Genomic DNA, 16,210 nt, shown 5'->3' on the forward strand with positions numbered 1-16,210 from the left:
ATTAAACCAAATAGAAGAATGTAAATACAAACACCCATACTAAATCTACAAAGTGCCAGTACAAACCAACTTTTTCAATCATTAAATAATGACCTCTCTTCTCGAACGTACCGTTGATGGTCATTATCAAAATAATGATATTAATTACCACACCACTAAATACGTGGAAACCGTGAAAACCAGTAATGGTAAAGAATAAGTTTGCAAACTGTTGTGCAGACACCAATGAAACGGGACCGTCAAAGAAGTGCTTCAATTCTTCCGCACTAGGAATTTGACCCCACCAGAAACCTTCATGGTGTAAATGTGTCCACTCAATTGCTTGACAGCCTAAGAACATGAAACCACCAATAATGGTAGCTACCATCCATCCAATTACTTCTTTCTTAGAACGACGGTGACCGGCTTCTACAGCCAATACCATGGTTACAGAACTCATAATCAAAATAAAGGTCATGATACCCACGAACACCAAAGGAGCTCCTGAATCAGTAATACCTGGAATTGATTGAAAAACTTTATCTGGATCTGGCCAGGTAACTTTAGAAAAACGCTGAGCGCCGTAATAGATCAATAGAGATGAAAAGGTAAACGCATCTGATAATAGGAAAAACCACATCATTAATTTACCATATTCTACCGACCACGGTGAACGACCACCATTCCATGGTCCGGTTTTAACTTGATCTAATTGTGATACTGCATTCATTTGGAAATAGTATAATAGTTTGTTAACAAATTTAACGGTTCAAAAGTAAAAAAACATACAGATATATCCATAATATATCTATAAAATGCCAAAAAATAGAAGCGATTTCCATTCTATAAGTTATTTTCACTGGGGTTATTTTTCTGTAACTCCCTATTAAACAACTTATAATTAGGCAAACCCCTACAATAATGTGTAACAAGTGCAAACCTGAAACCACATAAATAAATGAGATTGCGGCGTTATTTCCGACCAAATATGCTCCAGTTTTAATCATACTGCCCCAAGCATTAAATTGCAATACACCAAAGGCCAATGCCAATAGTACTGTAATCCAAAGCATGTTACGCTGCAAGCTGATATTTGATTTCTTTAAAGCCCTAGATGCTAAAACTAAAGCTGCACTACTCAATAAAATAATAATTGAGCTGTAAATAAAGGCATCCGGCAACACTAAACCGTGCCCTTTTCCTTTAGAGGCGGCAAAAATCAGGTAATAACTGGTAAAACCACCGAACATAATGGTAGATGAAACCACAAACAACCATACAATAAACTTACGGGGTTTGGGGTCAAATATATCCTGAGTATTCTCCATTGATAAAATCATATAATTAATTCGCTACAAAATTCAACAATAATCCCAATTGAACCAAAGGGATATAAAAAAAAGAACAAAACATCACTCGCTTAGCGTCAACGAGTTCTCTGTTTATTAATAATTTAAAGGCCAACCAAGCAAATACTAAACCGGCAATAAGCGATAAAGCACCCACATAGTATCCACCGAAACCGTACATGGTAGGCAATAAACTAACAGGGATTAATATCAGCGTACTCAAAAAAGTAAACAAAGCAGAAACTTTATCCTTTTTCTTGGTTGGTAATAGTCTAAACCCGGCTTTCTTATAGTCTTCGTCCAACACCCAAGCAATTGCCCAAAAGTGCGGAAACTGCCATACAAATTGAATTAAAAACAATACGATAGCAATTTTGTAATCAAGTGCTAAAAACAAATCGGACTTTAAATTTCCAAAAGCTGCTAAATAACCAATAAGGGGTGGTAAAGCTCCCGGTATTGCTCCAACAAAAACAGCTATTGGCGATTTACGTTTTAAAGGCGTATATGCAAATGCATACAACAATATCGAAAAAACCGATAGAAGCCCTGTTTCCAAATTTAATTTCCCTAACAACCAAGTACCCATAAAGGCCATGAAAACGCCTAAAATTAGCCCTTGCCCGGTAGTCATACGCCCAGCAGGCATGGGACGGTCTTTGGTTCTAGACATTAACTTATCCAGATCCTTTTCAATAATTTCATTAAAGCAATTTGCAGCAGCAGTAACCAAAAAACCACCAGCTATTAATATCAACCAGTTACCCCAGTCAATAGATTGGATGTGATTTCTACCGATTTGCATTTTTTGCCCAATCAAAAATGAAATGGAAGCAGAAAAAACAACCGTAAACGACAGCCTAAATTTTACTAGTTTAGAAAAATCTGAAATAATTTGTTTCAACTTTCTTAAATATTATTGCTTATATGTAGTTGTACGGTAAACCAACAAATACAAATAAAATTGTAAACTAAATAGCAGCGTAGAAAACAAAATATGCAATGCTTGCGCTACCGGAGGAAAAGCAATATATGCTAAAGCCATACCACTTGCCAATTGTATTAAGAGTGTAATTAAAATCATTTTTGCGGTTAGCAACGGTAAAGCTTTTCCACTAAACCTGTCGGTAACCATTTTATAAACAATGCCGTTGGCTACAACTACCAATATTGCGATATCGCGGTGTAAGGTAAAAACCTCACTCACCTTTCCAATCCAATTAGCTTTATTACTGTAAGCAAACGATTTGGCAATAACATCTATTGCTTCTCTAACTTCTGTACCCAATATCGTTTGAACCACACTTAAACCAACCGTAAAAAACAAGAAGCCTTTTAACCATAAAATACGATACATAATTACCGATGGCTGTTTATGCAGCTCCCTAGCGTAATTGTAGGTATAAATAGAAATGGCCAAAATAACCAAGGCTAGCAACATGTGAAGAGTAACAACCCATTGTGTTAAATTGGTTGAAACCACTATTGAACCTAACCAAGCTTGATACCCCACAACAACTATGTTCAGCAGACTCAAAACAACAATTCGAGTAGCCGTTTTTCTATATGTGAACGAATAAATAGCCGTTAACAGTAAAAAAAAGCCCGCCAATACACCTGCTAAACGATTGAGGTACTCGGTCCATGTTTTAGCAGGATTAAACTCCTCTGGGATAGTAATATTCTTATCATGACGGATACTATCCGCTAATGCTACCTTACCCATTTGCTCGAGGTAGCGTGCAAAACGTTCATTCTTTTTCAGCCTACCTGCCACATATTTCTCTTTATAATTTGCAGGTAATTGAGAAACATCTGTCGGTGGAATATACCGATCAAAGCACTTTGGCCAATCGGGACATCCCATACCTGAACCCGTACTGCGTACAATACCTCCAGCAAGCACAACCAATAATGTTACAATTATGGTTATGAAATTGATCTTAATGAACCGTTTTTCCGATCTGCTGATCATTTTTCCTTTACGATTAAAGGGGTATCGGATAAGCAGAAACTTAATCAGATACCCCTTCTTTATTGTTAAAGCTTAAACGCTTTTATTAGTTTTTAGGATTTGCTTTATCCCACTCTTCTTGAATTTTCTCTGCTTCTGCATTTCCTTCGAAATCGTGTGGCAAGTTCGAACTCATTGTTTCCGAGAAAGGAACTGTTTGAGGGATAAAGTCTTCGTCATGACCAGGTTTACTGTAGTCATATGGCCATCTGTATACTGTAGGGATTTCTCCTGGCCAGTTACCATGAATATGCTCTACTGGTGTAGTCCATTCTAAAGTATTTGAATCCCAAGGATTTTGTGGCGCTACTTTACCTCTAAACATTGAGTAGAAGAAGTTAAACAAGAATGCTACTTGTGCTAAAGCCGCCATAATTGCCGCCCAGGTTACAAATACGTTTACTGTTAACCATTTCTTCATGAATTCAAATTCAGTGAAAGCATAATAACGACGTGGAACTCCATCTAAACCTAAGAAGTGAAGTGGGAAGAATACTAAATATGCTGCAATGAATGTTAACCAGAAGTGTAAATATCCTAATTTAGGATTCATCATTCTACCGAACATTTTTGGATACCAGTGATACACACCTGCAAGCATACCGAAGATAGCTGCAGAACCCATTACCAAGTGAAAGTGAGCTACTACAAAGTACGTATCGTGTAAATTAATATCCAATGAAGCGTTACCTAAGAATAAACCGGTTAAACCACCTGAGATAAAGAAAGAAACCAAACCAATAGCAAACAACATAGCTGGAGTAAAACGAATGTTACCTCTCCATAAAGTTGCTAAGTAGTTAAATGTTTTTACTGCAGAAGGTACAGCGATAATCAAGGTTGTAATCATGAATACGCCACCCAATAAAGGATTCATACCCGTTACAAACATATGGTGACCCCAAACGATAAACGAAAGAACTGTAATTCCTACTAATGAGAAAACCATCGCATGATAACCGAAAATTGGTTTACGTGAGTTTACAGAGATAATCTCAGATGAGATACCCAATGCAGGCATAATTACAATATATACCTCAGGGTGACCTAAGAACCAGAATAAGTGTTGCCATAAAATTGGAGAACCACCTTCATTTGGTAAAATAGTTGTACCCATCACAATATCTGATAAGTAGAAACTTGTACCAAAACTACGGTCAAAGACCAATAATACAACCCCTGCTACTAATACTGGGAATGATAAAACACCTAAAATAGCAGTTAAGAAAAACGCCCAAGTTGTTAAAGGCATCTTCCATAAATCCATTCCTTTTGTACGCATGTTTAATACAGTACTTACATAGTTGATACCTCCCATTAATGAAGAAGCTACAAATAGTACCATACTTACTAACCATAAAGTCATACCTAAACCTGAACCCGGCATAGCCGTTTGAACAGCTGATAGCGGAGGATATATCGTCCAACCACCAGAAGCTGGTCCTGTTTGAATAAAGAATGAAGACATCATGATCACACAAGCCAAAAAGAAGAACCAGTATGACAACATGTTCAAGAATGGTGAAGCCATATCGCGTGCACCAATCTGTAAAGGAATTAATAAGTTACTAAATGTACCACTTAAACCCGCAGTAAGTACAAAGAATACCATGATGGTACCGTGAATGGTTACCAAGGCTAGGTAAAAGTCAGGTTTGATACGACCGCCTTCAGCCCAATGACCTAAAAAGGTTTCTAAGAAAGGGAAACTTTTGTCTGGCCATGCTAATTGAATACGGAATAAAATTGATAAAACCATGGCAATAACTGCCATAATAACTCCTGTAACTAGGAATTGTTTTGCAATCATTTTATGATCCATACTGAAAATGTACTTCGATAAGAAGGTCTCCTTATGGTGTCCATGATCAGCGTGATCGTGATTGTGTTCGTCGTGTAATGCTATTGTTGACATAATTCTTTCGCTCTCAGTATTATTATTTATTTAAAGCCATTTTGTTAGTTGTTACAGTGGCTGAATCTACAGCTGCTGAATCTGCTACCGCTTTAACTGGAGCGGGTGCTACTGGCAAATTAAATGTTTTTCTTAAATCGTCATTTAAATACGTTTTCTGTTCTGCTAACCATTCTTGGTATTCTTTCTCAGTTACAACACGTACATCTTTTTGCATGTTATAGTGACCTGAACCACAAATTTTAGCACAGAAGAAAAGGAATTTAAAAGTTGGATCGTTTAACTCCTGTTGCATTTGAGCAGTAGTTTTAGTTGGCGTAAATTCAAACACCGTTTGCATACCTGGTACAGTGTTCAACTGAACACGGAAATGTGGCATGTAAAAACTGTGAATAACATCTTTACTTCCTAATAAAAGTTTTACAGGCTTACCCACAGGCACTACCATTTCATCAGCCATTAAATCATCTCTTGATTGAAGATCTGCGAAGTCAATACCCAAAGCATTGCTAGCCGTTGTTAACTTATAATTTCTTTTACCAACTACACCATCAGCTCCTGGGTAACGGATAGACCATTTAAATTGCTCAGAAACAACTTCAATTTGAAGTGGCTTGTGATTAGGGTCTTCATCTTTAAAGAAAATTGATGTCCATGTTAAGAAACCCATTGTTACTAAAACAATTAAAACTAAAGCTGGAACAAGTGTCCAGATAATTTCAATTAAGTTATTGTGTGGATAGTAACTAGCTTTTCTTTTAGGAGAATATCTGTAGATATAAGAAAACCCGAATAATAAGATATGTGTTACCACAAACACAATTGTTGTGATGATTAACGTTAAGTTAAACATTCTATCTATTTTCTCACCGTGCTCAGATGCTGCTGCTGGCAACAACATTTCTCCGTGTACTGTATATTCCCAATATACACCGTATAAACCAACAACCAAAAACAATGCAAATAAACTTGCATGTACACGGTTCCAGTTAATTCCGGCAGGTTTTCCTTGTGCTTCACGGCTTAATTCATAAACCCGTATGGCTCTACCCACAATGGCTATAAATAAACATACAGCAAGGAAAGCCAGTACATAAAATAGTACTGATTTATAAACCTCGCCCATATCAACCTTAGGTGCCGCTGCTGCCGCTGCATCTTGTGCAAATGCGCTTGTGTTTGCAAAAACAGTAAGTAATACTGCTAAAGCTGCGGTCGTTTTATTCGTGATAAACTTTCTTAAACTCATTTTCTTAAAAGTAGTACGCCGTACTTCTATTATAATAATAATTAAATATTTGCTTCTATCTTAATCATCAATTAAAGTTGATGATGCAAACTTTCTTGTAAAAACGGATGGTTTTTAGCAATTAAAGGTTTTTTACTTAACGCGCTTAAAACGGTAAAAGTAAACAATCCTACGAAACCAACTGCAGTACCAATTTCAATTATACCAAAACCATTATGTTCTGCAACAGTACCAGGCATAATCATTTGATAATAATCTACCCAGTGACCTAACAATACAATGATTGAAACAAATAACAATCTGTTTCCAGTTCTCTTGTTATCTCTGTCCATTAATAATAATACAGGTGCTAAGAAGTTCATTGCAAGGTTTAAGAAAAACCAGAACTTATAGTACTCAAAACGATTATAGAAATAAACTGTTTCTTCTGGCATGTTTGCATACCAAATTAATAAAAACTGAGCAAACCATACATACGTCCAGAAAATTGAGAAACCAAAAATAAACTGACCTAAATTATGTAAGTGGCTATTGTTAACCCATTGCATATATCCCGCTTTTCTTAATAAGATAATGATAATGGCAATTGTTGCTAAACTACTTACCCACATAGCTGCAAAGTTATACCAACCAAACATGGTTGAGAACCAGTGAGCCTCTAATGACATCACCGTATCAAATGCAAAAATTGGCGTCGTAAATCCGTAGATAACTAAGAAGATACATGCATTTTTAAAGCTCTTTCTGTAAGATTCTAATCCACCTGCTAAATCCTCGTTATAAGAATATTTAACAAATAGCGTTGCGAAAATACTGTATACACCTAAAAATACTACCTGACGTCCTAAGAAGAAAGGTACATTTAAAAATACTGATTTACCAGCGATTAAGGCATCGTAATTAGGGCTGTTCGGATCTGTTAATCCATCAGCATGCCAGTGGTGATACAAATTATGTGTGTATAAACCAGCAGAAATAATTACAATAAGTATTACTGCGGCAATAGGCAAAGTTTTTGCCATTGCTTGTGGTACACGTAAAATTGAAGCAGACCATCCTGCTTGTGCTACATATTGAACAGCTAGGAAAAAGCAACCTGACATACATACGCATGCAAAGTAATATCCCATAAGCAACAGGTTAGCGAAAGTACGCTCGTGCATAATTTTATCACCAGCTAAAAAACCATAAGCAATTGCTAATACACCTAATGCAATACCAACGATGCTTAATGTTTTTACTTTACCTGTAAACTCAAATTGTTCACTAAAATTAATATTGTGAGTTCCCATTTATTTTCTGTTTACTTATTGTCCTTTTTGTAATTGTTGAACATACATCACCACTTTCCAACGATCTGTTGGTGTGATTTGTGAAGCATGCGAGCCCATGTTATTTACACCGTATGTAATTGTGTGATAAATTTTACCTGCTGAAAGATCAGCCATGTTACCACCTCTTGATGAACTACCAGAGAAATAAGATGGAACACCGTTAAATTTATCAATTTTCACTAAGTGACCTTGACCATCACCTTTATCACCATGACAAGGGCTACAGAAAACGGTAAATAAATGTTTACCTTCTACTAAGTTAGTTGTATCAACCGGAAGTGGATTAATTAAACTCACACCAGCAGCTTCATATCCCTCTTTTGTATTTGGATACTCATCGTACTCTTTAAAACCTACTGGCTTTGTATGTGCCGGTGGTACTTGTGCAGTATGACCATTGAAACTTTTTAACAACTCGTTTGTTGTAGAAAGTGGTTGATCAGGATTTGGAGCAAGAGGATCGTACATATTTCTTGCATACTCTAAACCTGTACTGCGTTTATCTCTACATGCCGATAACATAGCTACTGAAGCAATAGCTAGCAATGCCATATAAACAAATTTATTCTTATTCATAGCTAATGTACTTCCTTTCATTGTGCTTAACTTCTAAAGCACCAGCATCTTTTAATAAACTATCAATTACAGTATGCTCAGCATTTTCCTTAGCATCTACTGCGATTACAAAACGATCGTCCGTGGCACGAAGATCCATCACTCTTGGCGCTCTTCCTGGAAATAAATGTGTAGAAGCATAGTAGGTTAACACCATACCAAAAGCACAAAATAATACTGTTAACTCGAACATTATCGGAATAAAATCCGGCAATGCAAATGATGGTTTACCACCGATGTTAACTTTCCAGTCTAATACTGCACAATAGTAAATTAATGAGAATGCAGCACAAGTACCTGTAATACCAAAGCAAAATGCTGCGATATCAATTCTCGATCTTTTTACACCTAATTTAGCTTCTATTCCGTGTATAGGCATTGGGGTATATACATCATAAATACTGATGTTATTTTCCTGAAGCTTTTCGATGCCGTGCATCAATTCTTCAGGGTCACCAAAGCTGCCTAAAATATATTTGATATCACTCATTGTTTTATTTTTGCGTAATCTTCTTGTTTAACACTATCAAATTTCTCTAAAGACTCAATGTACTCTTGTACATATTCTTTATTCTCATGACCTTCTTCAATGATTTTCATTTTTGCTTGCTCTGAAGCTGATTTAAGAATGATTTTCACCTCTGCAATTGCAATTGAAGGAAGAACTCTTAAGAATAATAAGAACAAGGTAAAGAATAAACCAATTGAACCCACGAATACACTGATATCAACCCATGTTGGATAAAACATTGCCCAACTTGATGGAATATAATCGCGGTGTAATGAAGTAACGATAATTACGAAACGCTCGAACCACATACCAATGTTTACCACGATTGATAAAATCCAAGTAGCACGAATGCTTAAACGAATCTTTTTGAACCATAGTAACTGTGGAGAGATTACGTTACACGTCATCATCATCCAATATGCCCACCAGTAAGGACCAGTTGAACGGTTAATGAACGCATACGCCTCATACTCTGAACCTGAATACCATGCAATGAAGAACTCTGTTAAATAAGCTACCCCTACAATTGATCCTGTTAAGATGATAATTTTGTTCATCGATTCGATGTGGAACATCGTGATGTAGTTCTCAAGACCTAATACTTTACGTGCAACCAATAATAAGGTTAACACCATCGCAAATCCTGAGAAAATCGCACCAGCAACGAAGTATGGAGGGAAAATGGTGGTGTGCCATCCCGGAATTACCGACGTTGCAAAGTCAAATGATACAATGGTGTGTACCGAAAGTACCAATGGTGTAGAGATACCCGCTAAAATTAACGACACCGCTTCGAAACGTTGCCATGTTTTAACGCTACCATTCCATCCGAATGAGAAGATTGAATAAATTTTTCTACGTGTACCTACTGCTCTATCACGAATGGTCGCAATATCAGGTAATAAACCTGTGTACCAAAATAATAATGATACCGAGAAGTACGTTGAGATGGCAAACATGTCCCAAACTAATGGAGAGTTAAAGTTTACCCAAAGTGATCCGAATTGATTTGGTAATGGTAATACCCAATAAGCTAACCAAGGACGGCCCATGTGTGATACAACATACGTTGCTGCACAAATTACGGCGAAAATGGTCATCGCCTCTGCCGAACGGTTAATTGAGTTACGCCAGTTCTGACGGAAAAGTAATAGTACTGCAGAAATAAGTGTTCCTGCGTGACCGATACCTACCCACCACACGAAACCGGTGATATCCCAAGCCCATCCTACTGTTTTATTTAAACCCCATGCTCCGATACCATTCCAGAAGGTGTAACTTACTGCTACAACCCAAAGTAATGCACCCAAAGCTGCAAAAATGAACCCTGTCCACCAAGCTTTATTTGGCTTATTTTCTACTGGCATCAAAATATCATCCGTAATTTTTGCATACGTGATATTCTTGCCGGTAATTAATGGTTCTCTTAGTATTGATTCGTTATGTCCTGACATAATGTGTATTTTCTTTATACTAAAGCTTACGCTTGTACTGTTGTATCTGTATTTCTAATTTTTGTCATATATCCGATACCCGGTTTCACATTGATTTCTTCCAATACGTAGTAGATACGCTCAGAACGCAATGCTTTTGAAACTTCAGAGTTTGGATCATTTGCATCACCAAATACAATTGCATTTGCTGAACAAGCTTCTTGACAAGCCATTTTAATATCGCCATCTTTTAATGAACGTTTCTCCATTTTAGCGTGTAATTTACCAGCTTGAATACGTTGAACACACATCGAGCATTTCTCCATAACACCACGAGAACGGGTAGTTACATCTGGATTTAGCACTAATTGAGTAAACTCGTTATTTAAATAGTTATCGAAACGTGAATCATTCCAATAGTTAAACCAGTTGAAACGACGTACTTTATACGGACAGTTGTTTGCACAGTAACGCGTACCTACACAACGGTTGTATGCCATTTGGTTTAAACCATCTGATGAGTGTACAGTTGCCAATACCGGACAAACTGTTTCGCAAGGTGCGTGATCACAGTGTTGACATAGCATTGGTTGGTGAACTACTGATACGTGATCTAAGTCTGCTAAATTTGCTATTTCTTTCTCACGTGTTACCTCTTTACCATTATCATCATAGCTATAATAACGATCGATACGAATCCAGTGCATCTCACGACGACGACGAACCTCATCTCTACCTACTACAGGAATGTTATTTTCTACGTTACAAGCAACCACACATGATCCACAACCGGTACAAGCATTTAAATCAATTGCCATTACCCAGTTGTTACCTGGTTTCTCATAATCTTCCCACATGTCATAGTTCTTGTGTTCGCCTTCGCCTTTACCAGAACCTGCAGCAGGATTTTTTAAGTATTCTTTAAAAGTAGCCTCACGAATCACATTACGTCCCTCAAAAGAGTGGTGCGTTTGTGTTTGTGCTAACTCATAATAACCACCAGTTGGTGTAATGGTTACTGTAGATGCATATTGCATGGTTCCATTTACAAATGAAATGAAAGGGAATGCATTTTTACCTACGTTATCACCACATTTACCAACTTTGGTACGTCCATATCCTAAAGCGATTGAAGCTGTATTTTGTGCTTGTCCTGGTTGAATTAACACCGGCAATTCAACTGAATAACCGTTGCTAGCTTTCACAGCAACCACATCAAATTCTTTCACTTTTAATTTCTCAGCAAACTTAGGTGCAAGGGCAACATAGTTATCCCATGTTACTTTCGAAACCGGATCTGGTAATTCTTGTAAGAATGCATTGTTTGCATTTTTACCATCACGCATTGGAATACTTTCGTAAACCTGTAATTGAATATCTTTACCAAGTGCATTACTTGTTTTCATTACAGATGCAGCAACCGCGTCTAATGCTAAGTTGAATGAATAAGCGCCTGCTGGTTTAGCAGCAACACTTACTACACCTTTATCTAAAACATCTTCCCAGTTTAATCCAGGCATGTTAGAAGTCCAAAGTGCGCGTACAAACTCGTAGTAATCTTTAACTGGAGCATCAGCCCAAGTTAACAAACTTACTTCTGCCTGACGGCTATTGAACACAGGATTAATGGTTGGTTGTACAATTGAATAATATCCTTCGTACGCATTTGCATCACCCCACGACTCTAAATAGTTATGGTTAATAGCAACAGCATCACAAAGAACAGCTGTTTCATCTGCACGATCAGCAAAAGATACTTTCGTAGGTACTTTAGCTAAAGCCTCCGTAAATTTCTTGTTATCAAAATAATCGTACGCAGGGTTGCTGTTTAAGAAAAATACAGCACCAACTTCATTACGGTTCATCTCAGCAATAAACTCTGTAAATTCAGCGTCGTTACCGGCATATAATTTACAAGGATTATCTAAATCGATCGTAGTACCATAACTGCCAATTGCAGCGTTAATAGCATTTACTAAAATTTGTGTAGATACATCATTTGAACCACAAACAACAAGGGCTTTGCCTTTTAATTGAAGTAATTCTTTTGCTACTAATTTGATTACCTTATCAGCAGTTGTATTATCACCTAATTTACCACCAGCTAAAGAAGCACCTGTAATTGCATTGTATAAAGCAATTAAAGCTGGTCCTTCTTCCGATAATTTGATTGGCACACGCGTATCAGCGTTTGTACCGGTAATGCTCATACCACTTTCAAATTGAATGTGGCGACTCATTTTTTTATTTTCTAACGATTTATAGTCACGGTTAGAGGTATATTGAGAAGTAAACTCCTCTCCGCTAATCCAAGTACCTAAAAAATCGGCTCCAAAACTTACAATTAAGTCTGCTTTATCAAATTTATATTTTGGTAAAACGGCCTTACCGAAACTGTTTTGGTTTGCTTGAATAATCCCTGTGTATGAAACAGCATCGTATTGAACTAATTTTGTTGCTGGATACTTTGCAACAAAATTAGCAATTACAGCATTCGTTGATGGACTGTTTACCGTAGAAGCAACAATGCGGATTTTCTTTCCAGAACCTTGTGCTTTTTCTAAACCACCTTTTACAAATTTATCAACCTCAGCCCAAGTAGTTTCCTTTGCTTCCTGATTTGATACAAGAGCAGGTGCTTTAAGTTTCGACACATCGTATAAATCCAAAACCGAAGCCTGTGCTGTAGCATCAGTACCACAATTGAATAATCCTGCATTCGGATTTGGTTCAATTTTAATTGGTCTACCTTCTCTGGTTTTTACTAAAATACTTTGACCTCTAAAGCTCGATGTATAATAGTTTGGAATACCTGGCGTTACCTCTTCAGGTTTCACCAAATATGGAATTGATTTTTTTAACGGTGTGCTTTGACAAGCGGCTAATGTAACCGCACCTAATCCAAAACCTAACGCCTTTAAAAAGTCGCGGCGAGGAGTTACGGTACTTAACCCTGCTTCATTTAAAACATCTTCTATTGGAAGTGGCTCGGCGAATTCGTTTTTGTTATTTTCAACAAAATCGGGTGTATTGTTATACTCCTCTAAGCCTTTCCAGTATTTTTTGTTGCTTTCCATTTAAGCTATATTACTGTTTATTCGAATGTTCTTACTAAACTCTAATCTATTAATAGTGGCATTTACCACACTCTAAACCACCCAATAATGCTGGTGTGATTTTCTCGCCGTTTTTAATTTTCTCATGCGCTTCGATAACCTTAGCGTAGAAAGCATTGTTTTTCTGACCAGAAATATCGGTTTCCTTGTGGCAGTTAATACACCATTTCATGGTTAACGGAGAGTATTGATAAATCTCTTCCATAGTATTAACCGGACCGTGACAAGCAAAACACACAGGTTCATTTGGTTGTAATCCTTTTGCTTTACGAATTGCATCTTCTGCAACCACTACGTGTTGCGAGTGATTGAAGTAAGCAAAATCTGGCAAGTTGTGAACACGTACCCACTCCATCGGCTTCTCTTTGCTCTTGTCGTATGTTTGTGTTTCTGGATCGTATCCCAAAGCTGAATAAATTTTCATGATCTCAGGCGAAATCTGACCATCATGGTTATCTCTTGCTTGTACTGCCTTGTGACAGTTCATACAAACGTTTAACGATGGAATAGAAGCATTTTTAGATTTAAATGCGCCCGAGTGGCAATATTGACAATCAATTTGGTTGGTACCCGCGTGTAATTCGTGCGAGAATTTAATTGGCTGTACAGGTTGATATCCCTGGTGAACACCGGTTTCCCACATGCTCATCCAGCCGAATGACCCTAAACAGATAATTAAGCACAAAACAAAGAACATCACAAATTTCTTGTTTTTGAACATGTTGCGAATTCCTGCTTTCAACGGAACTTCCTCTTCAACCTCGATACCTTGTTTTTGAAGAATTAAACGCTCTAGAATTTTACTAGCACGGCCTAACACTACTAAAACAGCAATCGCAATGGCAACAATTGCAACAATACCTGCAATTGATAAACCCGAAGTAGTTTCTTCTTTAGCTACTGCTGCCGCACCACCTGCTGGTTTAGGATCGCCTTCTTTAATGTATGCTAAAATACTTTTTACTTTGGCTTCATCTAACTCAGGGAAAGTAGTCATCGCTACTTTACCGTTTTCGTTAAATAATTTAACCGCTTCAGGATCTCCTGCAGCTATCATGGCTGCGTTATTCGGGATCCACTTCAATAGGAATGCTTCAGAATGACGATCACTCACACCCGTTAAGGCAGGACCCGTCATTTTATGATCTAATGCATGGCAACTTGAACATTTTGCTTTGAAAAGCGCTCTTCCCTCTTTAGCATCTTGCGCATTTACGGTAGAAACCGCTATCACGGAAATAGCTGAAAATAGGAATAACGACTTCCAAACGCTTTTTAAAATCATCGAGATATCTCTCATAATGAACACTTTATACTTATTTAATTTATTTTTTTGTTTAAAATTGATGAATAGGCTACAATACCCCCACCAAAACTTGAACAAAAGTATAACTTATTAATAAATCCGATGACATAATAATGACCGGAAATACAATTTATAATCATTCTAAACAAATGCCTGTTTTGGACTGTAAAGCAATGTTTTTTACATTTTTATCCTTTGCAACCTCAACTTTGGCTACAAAACAAAATGTAACATTTTGGCGTTATTGTTTTAATATCCAAGCAAACATTAAAGGAGCCACAATAGTAGCATCACTTTCTACAATAAATTTAGGCGTGTGTATGTCTAATTTACCCCAAGTAATTTTTTCATTCGGAACCGCTCCAGAATAAGAACCATACGATGTTGTAGAATCAGAAATTTGACAGAAATAGCTCCAAAACGGAATATTTTCCATTTCCATATCTTGGTACAACATTGGCACCACGCAAATCGGGAAATCGCCAGCAATACCACCGCCAATTTGGAAAAAGCCAATTCCTTTTCCTTCACTATTTTTCACATACCAATCAGCCAACCAGCCCATATACTCAATACCACTTTTCATGGTAGTAGCTTTAAACTCGTTTTTAATTACATACGATGCAAAAATATTTCCCATGGTAGAATCTTCCCAACCCGGAACCACAATAGGTAAATTCTTTTCAGCAGCTGCCAACATCCACGAGTTTTTAGGATCAATCTCATAGTATTGCTCTAAAACACCACTCAAAAGCATTTTATACATAAATTCATGCGGAAAATAACGCTCTCCAGCATCATCTGCATCTTTCCAAATTTTATGAATATGCTTTTGTAAACGGCGAAAAGCCTCTTCTTCAGGAATACACGTATCGGTAACACGGTTGTAGTGATTTTCCAATAAATCCCATTCATCTTGAGGACTTAAGTCGCGGTAATTCGGAACACGCTTATAATGTGAATGCGCTACCAAATTCATGATATCTTCTTCCAAGTTTGCACCCGTACACGAAATAATCGCCACTTTGTCCTGACGAATCATTTCTGCAAGCGAGATTCCCAACTCTGCAGTACTCATCGCACCGGCAAGGGTTATCATCATTTTTCCACCTTCATCCAAATGTGTTTCGTATCCTTTAGCTGCATCCATCATAGCCGCAGCATTAAAATGGAGGTAATTACGCTCCATAAACTGAGATATAGGTCCTCGTGTAGTGCTCATTTTGTTTTGTTAAATTTTCGCAAAAGTAACGGTTTTTTAGCAAACTTCGTAGTTTAAACAGCTTAATTGCTTGCCTTTCTTAGTGTTTAAGCATTAAATCCGAAAGAAACCGAGGAATACGAATACTATTCAAGCATAATAAATAGATAAATATCAAAAAAACAGAA

General features: G+C 37.2%; 13 protein-coding genes. All 13 read right to left on the reverse strand.

What is annotated here, in order from left to right:
- Nucleotide 1: 1 nt before the first annotated feature.
- The 13 genes from ACJVDK_RS11030 to ACJVDK_RS11090 all read right to left on the reverse strand — a co-directional run bounded on the left by ACJVDK_RS11030 (nucleotide 2) and on the right by ACJVDK_RS11090 (nucleotide 16,043).
- A complete protein-coding gene (locus ACJVDK_RS11030) occupies nucleotides 2-709 on the reverse strand; it encodes a cytochrome c oxidase subunit 3 (protein ID WP_443936719.1) in 708 nt (235 codons plus the stop codon).
- 31 nt (nucleotides 710-740) lie between these two features.
- A complete protein-coding gene (locus tag ACJVDK_RS11035) occupies nucleotides 741-1,307 on the reverse strand; it encodes a cytochrome c oxidase subunit 3 (RefSeq protein ID WP_443936720.1) in 567 nt (188 codons plus the stop codon).
- Between the two features lie 16 nt (nucleotides 1,308-1,323).
- On the reverse strand, nucleotides 1,324-2,232 hold the full coding sequence (gene cyoE / locus ACJVDK_RS11040; protein WP_443936721.1) for a heme o synthase: 909 nt from the start codon (nucleotides 2,230-2,232) through the stop codon (nucleotides 1,324-1,326).
- Nucleotides 2,233-2,244: 12 nt separating this feature from the next.
- Nucleotides 2,245-3,303, reverse strand: coding sequence for a COX15/CtaA family protein (locus tag ACJVDK_RS11045; RefSeq protein ID WP_443936722.1), 1,059 nt, complete (start codon nucleotides 3,301-3,303; stop codon nucleotides 2,245-2,247).
- An 85-nt stretch (nucleotides 3,304-3,388) separates the two neighbouring features.
- Nucleotides 3,389-5,257 (reverse strand): cytochrome c oxidase subunit I, encoded by a 1,869-nt coding sequence (locus ACJVDK_RS11050; RefSeq protein WP_443936723.1) that lies wholly within the window; start codon nucleotides 5,255-5,257, stop codon nucleotides 3,389-3,391.
- 22 nt (nucleotides 5,258-5,279) lie between these two features.
- Nucleotides 5,280-6,506, reverse strand: coding sequence for a cytochrome c oxidase subunit II (locus tag ACJVDK_RS11055; protein WP_443936724.1), 1,227 nt, complete (start codon nucleotides 6,504-6,506; stop codon nucleotides 5,280-5,282).
- 71 nt (nucleotides 6,507-6,577) lie between these two features.
- Nucleotides 6,578-7,798, reverse strand: a complete 1,221-nt coding sequence (locus ACJVDK_RS11060; protein WP_443936725.1) for a quinol:cytochrome C oxidoreductase — start codon at nucleotides 7,796-7,798, stop codon at nucleotides 6,578-6,580.
- 15 nt (nucleotides 7,799-7,813) lie between these two features.
- Complete coding sequence (locus tag ACJVDK_RS11065; RefSeq protein ID WP_443936726.1) at nucleotides 7,814-8,437, reverse strand: c-type cytochrome; 624 nt, start codon at nucleotides 8,435-8,437, stop codon at nucleotides 7,814-7,816.
- Entirely contained in the window at nucleotides 8,409-8,945 is a 537-nt protein-coding gene (locus ACJVDK_RS11070) for a DUF3341 domain-containing protein (RefSeq protein WP_443936727.1), read from the reverse strand. Before ACJVDK_RS11070 ends, ACJVDK_RS11065 begins: the two co-directional genes overlap by 29 nt.
- Entirely contained in the window at nucleotides 8,942-10,420 is a 1,479-nt protein-coding gene (nrfD, locus tag ACJVDK_RS11075; protein WP_443936728.1) for an NrfD/PsrC family molybdoenzyme membrane anchor subunit, read from the reverse strand. The genes ACJVDK_RS11070 and nrfD overlap by 4 nt, the downstream gene beginning before the upstream one ends.
- A gap of 26 nt (nucleotides 10,421-10,446) precedes the next feature.
- Nucleotides 10,447-13,476 carry a TAT-variant-translocated molybdopterin oxidoreductase gene (locus tag ACJVDK_RS11080; RefSeq protein ID WP_443936729.1) on the reverse strand — a complete coding sequence of 1,010 codons (3,030 nt, stop codon included), beginning with the start codon at nucleotides 13,474-13,476 and terminating at the stop codon, nucleotides 10,447-10,449.
- Nucleotides 13,477-13,525: 49 nt separating this feature from the next.
- On the reverse strand, nucleotides 13,526-14,815 hold the full coding sequence (locus ACJVDK_RS11085; protein ID WP_443936730.1) for a cytochrome c3 family protein: 1,290 nt from the start codon (nucleotides 14,813-14,815) through the stop codon (nucleotides 13,526-13,528).
- A gap of 247 nt (nucleotides 14,816-15,062) precedes the next feature.
- Nucleotides 15,063-16,043 carry a deoxyhypusine synthase family protein gene (locus ACJVDK_RS11090; RefSeq protein ID WP_443936731.1) on the reverse strand — a complete coding sequence of 327 codons (981 nt, stop codon included), beginning with the start codon at nucleotides 16,041-16,043 and terminating at the stop codon, nucleotides 15,063-15,065.
- Between the last annotated feature and the right edge of the window lie 167 nt (nucleotides 16,044-16,210).

Source organism: Pedobacter paludisoli, assembly GCF_052344095.1.
In the GTDB taxonomy this organism is placed as follows: Bacteria; Bacteroidota; Bacteroidia; order Sphingobacteriales; family Sphingobacteriaceae; genus Pedobacter.